The 4,744-nt window shown below is 39.3% G+C and carries 6 protein-coding genes; all 6 read right to left on the reverse strand.

The window, feature by feature from the left end; genetic code table 11:
* Positions 1 to 491, reverse strand: a 491-nt coding sequence (locus A9G25_RS12100; protein WP_141675116.1) for a hemagglutinin repeat-containing protein, incomplete at its 3' end; no start/stop codon positions are given.
* Positions 492 to 722: 231 nt separating this feature from the next.
* Entirely contained in the window at positions 723 to 935 is a 213-nt protein-coding gene (locus A9G25_RS12105) for a DUF7336 domain-containing protein (protein WP_065585230.1), read from the reverse strand.
* Between the two features lie 53 nt (positions 936 to 988).
* Positions 989 to 1,201 (reverse strand): DUF7336 domain-containing protein, encoded by a 213-nt coding sequence (locus A9G25_RS12110; protein WP_065585231.1) that lies wholly within the window; start codon positions 1,199 to 1,201, stop codon positions 989 to 991.
* A gap of 63 nt (positions 1,202 to 1,264) precedes the next feature.
* On the reverse strand, positions 1,265 to 1,942 hold the full coding sequence (locus A9G25_RS12115; RefSeq protein ID WP_141675117.1) for a hypothetical protein: 678 nt from the start codon (positions 1,940 to 1,942) through the stop codon (positions 1,265 to 1,267).
* A 279-nt stretch (positions 1,943 to 2,221) separates the two neighbouring features.
* Complete coding sequence (locus A9G25_RS12120; protein ID WP_065627098.1) at positions 2,222 to 2,776, reverse strand: hypothetical protein; 555 nt, start codon at positions 2,774 to 2,776, stop codon at positions 2,222 to 2,224.
* Positions 2,763 to 4,744: VENN motif pre-toxin domain-containing protein (locus A9G25_RS12125; protein WP_176701141.1), on the reverse strand; the 1,982-nt coding region annotated here is incomplete at its 5' end. The genes A9G25_RS12125 and A9G25_RS12120, both read right to left, overlap by 14 nt.

Here is a 4,744-nt window from a genome sequence, read left to right on the forward strand (position 1 = left end):
AGCTTATTGCCTGCCTCTACCACACTTTCTGTCCAATCGGTACCGTTACCTTTTTCTCTGGATTTGCTTTGGCTAGCACTGGCCGAGATGGTAAAGCCATTTTTTTCTCCACCAAAGTTATAGCCCACACCTACCGAGCCACTGCTGCTTTTTTCTTTGCTGTCGGTTTTTATCGTGTTTTCTTGACCAATGATGTTGACATCATGGTTCGCTTTGAGCATTGCATCATGACCGGCAGATACCTGACTGCCAATGATATTGATATCGCCACTCTCTTTTTGACCATTGCCCGTGGCAATAATGCTGAGGTTATGCCCCGCTGAGATACCACTACTTACCACGGTGTGTTGCTCTTGGTTTACCGTGCGTTTGGTCTTTTCACTGCCCAAACTGACATTAATGCCAATGGAGGCTTGTGGCGTACCATTTTGTAAATTAGCACCGCCCTCTAGCGCCGCATTACCCGCTTGTAACCCCGCTTTAATATTCATCAGCGCTTTGGTTTTCTCATTGGTCTGCTTTTTCGCTTGCTCTCGGGTTTGGTTGGCGTTGTAAATATCACTCGCCGTGCCTGTTATCGAAATAGTAAGCCCTGATTTTTTGCGCTCATACTCTTCTTGATACGTCGTTTTCGCATCTAATGCTTCGATATTGACGTTTTCGCCTTGTATTCTAATAAGCAGATAAATAGTTCACAAATTTACTTATAAGGTCAATACAATCTAGTCATTAAAACCATCTGCCCAATAATCTTTATCAATAATATATTCATCAATATAGAATCCATTTGGATGATCAATAAAGCCAGGCTTGTCTTTAATCCTATTCTTGGCTGCTTCAGCTAATTCATAGCTACTATAAGTACCGATTTCTTTAGTATCTTCATCTTCAGCACCTTTATCTCGAATATGATATAAAAGATAGACTTTTTGCATATTTACCTCCGTATTTTATAAAAAACAGTATAATTGATAGCATATTTTAGAATTCAAAAACCAAAACCTTCACACCAACCATCACGATTTAAAACGCTATCAAAAATCTGGAAATCATCAGGAAAATCAATAAATCCTGGTTTATTTTTCAGTCTTTCTATAGCCAATTCAGCTTGTTTATAACTACTATAAATACCAATCAATTTAACATCCTCATCATCCGTATCTTCATAACGAATGTGATATAAAAAATATACTTTTTGCATATTCTCACCTTTATATTTTATTTAGGATCCATAAATGCTCTGTCACACCATTTTTTAATTTTACTAAATTCTGTGTTTGATAATAGTCGCAATTTTTGGTGCAAGTGCCCCTGCGGCTGCCCCTGTCATGTCGCCACTGATTAAGCCGTTGATGAGGCTAACCGCCATGTCAATGCCTTGACGGGTGTCACTGCCCATCGCTGACATGCCTTCGTTCATCGCCTTTTTGTAGGCTTCTTCGTAGATTTTTTGTTGCTGCTTGTCGGTTAAAACGATGCCTTTGTCTGCGGCTTTTTCTTGTTCTTTTTCAACTGCTTCTTTTGCCTTGGATTCGGCTCTTATCCGGTCTATATGATTAAGCATCGTTAACGTTTCACCACCAATTTCACTCACTAACTGCGTTTGGTCGATGATGTCTTGCTCTTTTTGTTTGTTAAAAATGTGTTTGAGTTCGTTATTCGCCTGCTCAGTATCATGACTTAATTCGTTGATATCTTGTTTTTGAGCATCCTTATTGCGGATAATTATCGTCCCTTCCGATACCGCTGAATGCGTCGTCGAATGCTCGCTTTCGTTTTTATTGCGACTGGTTGGCATCGATGGCATGCCACTAGAGCTTACCCCTGCACTGCTGCTACTGACTTGGTAGTCCGCTTTGTTTTCGATATCACTAAAGCTGATTGTGCCGGTGTCAAGGCGGTTTTGGCTCTTGTCTTTCGCTTCTGAGGCTATTACCACCACGGCTAGAACAAAAATAACAAAAACTTAAATAAAATCAATGCCTTTTCTGAGCGATTTTTTATGGGTAAAAATAGTGAATTAGTGTGTTTTTTTATGTTGTGAATAGAGGGGTATATGACACCATGAGCAATACAGTAGGTAGGATTTATTTATTACAAAAGCGCATAAAAATAATAATGGCTAAAGTACATATTAAGCAAAAATTAGCAATTTAAAAAATTAATTATCGAATTTAGTGACAGTGTTAACTGTCACCTTTTAATGTTAAATAAACAAAATTTAAAGATCATCTGTAGAGATAACATCAATAGCACCACAAGCTTTAAATAACCATTTTAATGCTCCTGATGAAAAAGGATCATCTAATGCAGTAACTTCAACTAAAAAATGAGTATTTTCAATTTCACCATCAAATTTATAATCATTCCACCAAAACCATTCTCTAGTATCGGGTTCTAACCAAGCAAGCCAATTTCCTAAACTCCATTTTTTATTTTTCTCTAGACTTACTTGCTTTTCCCAAGGAAGCGTTCTTCTATAATCAATCTTTTCTTCGCTTTCACTTTTTGAAAGTTCTGGAGCACAATTATTAATAAACTCATCTGGTAATATTTTTAGCCATTGTTCGAAAGATGGCCAAGTGGGTTCTGAATTATAGTTTACTATCACTAATACTCTTTTAGCTAAGTTTAGTACTTCATTTACATTGTTATTACAACGAATAACAAATCTAGCTATACCTACACCCGTTGTTTTTACTGTATAATCAGGGGGATTATCAAATCGCTCCCTTTCTAATAACAGTTGTCTCATATATTCACTATTTATTACCATCTTTACCGCTTCCTTGAATAATAGAATTCTTCAATTCATCAAATTGATGAGGTCTAATTCCATATTGGTCTTTAGCTTTAGTTGGATCTGCTATTACTGGTTTATCCTTATTAAACTTTACCTCTGATTCATATACCGCATTTTTCCTTATCTTATCTAAAAAGGACTTTGATACTTTAAAAGACTTGATTGTAGCTCCTTCCATATTTTGAGATATTCGCTTATCTAAAAACGCTTGAGCCCTTGCTTTATCGCCAAAATTCAAATATAAAGTTGTATCGCCTATTATAGACACTTCACCATTATTACCAATAATGACTCGTGTATTAGGTGCTCCTTCAACACGATATACAGTGACTGTGTCAATTCCAGATGTAAGCTTTACGCCACCATACAATCCCGCCAAAGAAGATACAATACCATGAGCTGCCATAACATATTTATACTGTTTAGCAACATCATTTACATCTCGTCCTGTTTCTTTTGCAATTGCCTCTATTGAAGATAGGTGAATAATATTATCAGGATCTAAACCACGTAAAGCATCATTAAGATGCTTGGAATCTTTCGGATAAAGATCACTATTCTTCAAAGTTCTAGCAGCTTCTATAGCGTATTCATTTTGCATTTCCCAAGCTTCTTGCAAAAGTCCTTTACAAGCTACACTTGAAATATTACCCAATGAGCAATTATCTTGCAAAATTTGATCTCGTTCTTTATCCAATTTTTCGAGGTTTTCTAATTCTCTTTTTTCATCTTCCGTTAATTCCTCGCCTAAATAGTTTGGTTTTATCCAAGTTAAATACGCTTTTCGCCTAGCTTCAGATACACTCAAATAATTATTCTCAACCGCATTTTTCCCTGCAGCAACCCCTGTATTGACATCCTGGATATCACCACCGGCAGCAGCTATCGCAAGGCCGGTGGCGAGTTGTGATAGAGCACTGATTTGTTGCCTTTCTTCTTGGCTTAGGTCTTTGATGTCTTTATCAGGGTAAAGTATGCCCGCAATCACTTCAGCACCGCGTTCACTTGCAGCAGCGCCCAAGCCACCCACTAGAGCTGAGTTGCCTTGCAGCTCGGCTACCACCGCACCGAGTATGGCATGGCTGACGGTGTTGGCAACGGTGTTTCCTTCGGTCTGTTGTTTGATAATAGTCGCAATTTTTGGTGCAAGTGCCCCTGCGGCTGCCCCTGTCATGTCACCACTGATTAAGCCGTTGATGATACTAACCGCCATGTCAATGCCTTGACGGGTGTCACTGCCCATCGCTGACATGCCTTCGTTCATCGCCTTTTTGTAGGCGTCTTCGTAGATTTTTTGTTGCTCTTCTTCTGTTAGTCCCTTGTTTTTACTTTTCTCTTTTTCCTTTTCAACCGCTTCTTTTGCCTTGGATTCGGCTCTTATCCGGTCTATATGATTAAGCATCGTTAACGTTTCACCACCAATTTCACTCACTAACTGCGTTTGGTCGATGATGTCTTGCTCTTTTTGTTTGTTAAAAATGTGTTTGAGCTCGTTATTCGCCTGCTCAGTATCTCGGCTTAGTTCGTTGATATCTTGTTTTTGAGCATCCTTATTGCGGATAATTATCGTCCCTTCCGATACCGCTGAATGCGTCGTCGAATGTTCGCTTTCGTTTTTGTTGCGACTGGTTGGCATTGATGGCATGCCGCTAGAGCTTACCCCTGCACTGCTGCTACTGACTTGGTAGTCCGCTTTGTTTTTGATATCACTAAAGCTGATTGTGCCGGTGTCAAGGCGGTTTTGGCTCTTGTCTTTCGCTTCTGATGATATCACCGCACCTTTTAAGTCGGTGTTGTTCCCGACCTTAATGTCATAGCCACCACTGCCGGCAAAGATGCCCGATTGGTCGGTCACACTTTGCCAGTTGCTGTCCATTTTCGTTTTGCTCGCCGAGGCATTAATACTACTTGAGCCTCCATAAGAAAAACTTCCCCCTACCG

Source organism: Gilliamella sp. Bif1-4 (genome assembly GCF_001690535.1).
GTDB lineage: Bacteria > Pseudomonadota > Gammaproteobacteria > Enterobacterales > Orbaceae > Gilliamella > Gilliamella bombi.

Excerpts from the sequence above, each read along its gene's own strand:
- A9G25_RS12105 (WP_065585230.1), bottom strand. The coding sequence starts at position 935 with ATGCAAAAAGTCTATCTTTTATATCATATTCGAGATAAAGGTGCTGAA.
- A9G25_RS12110 (WP_065585231.1), bottom strand. The coding sequence starts at position 1,201 with ATGCAAAAAGTATATTTTTTATATCACATTCGTTATGAAGATACGGAT.
- A9G25_RS12120 (WP_065627098.1), bottom strand. The coding sequence starts at position 2,776 with ATGGTAATAAATAGTGAATATATGAGACAACTGTTATTAGAAAGGGAG.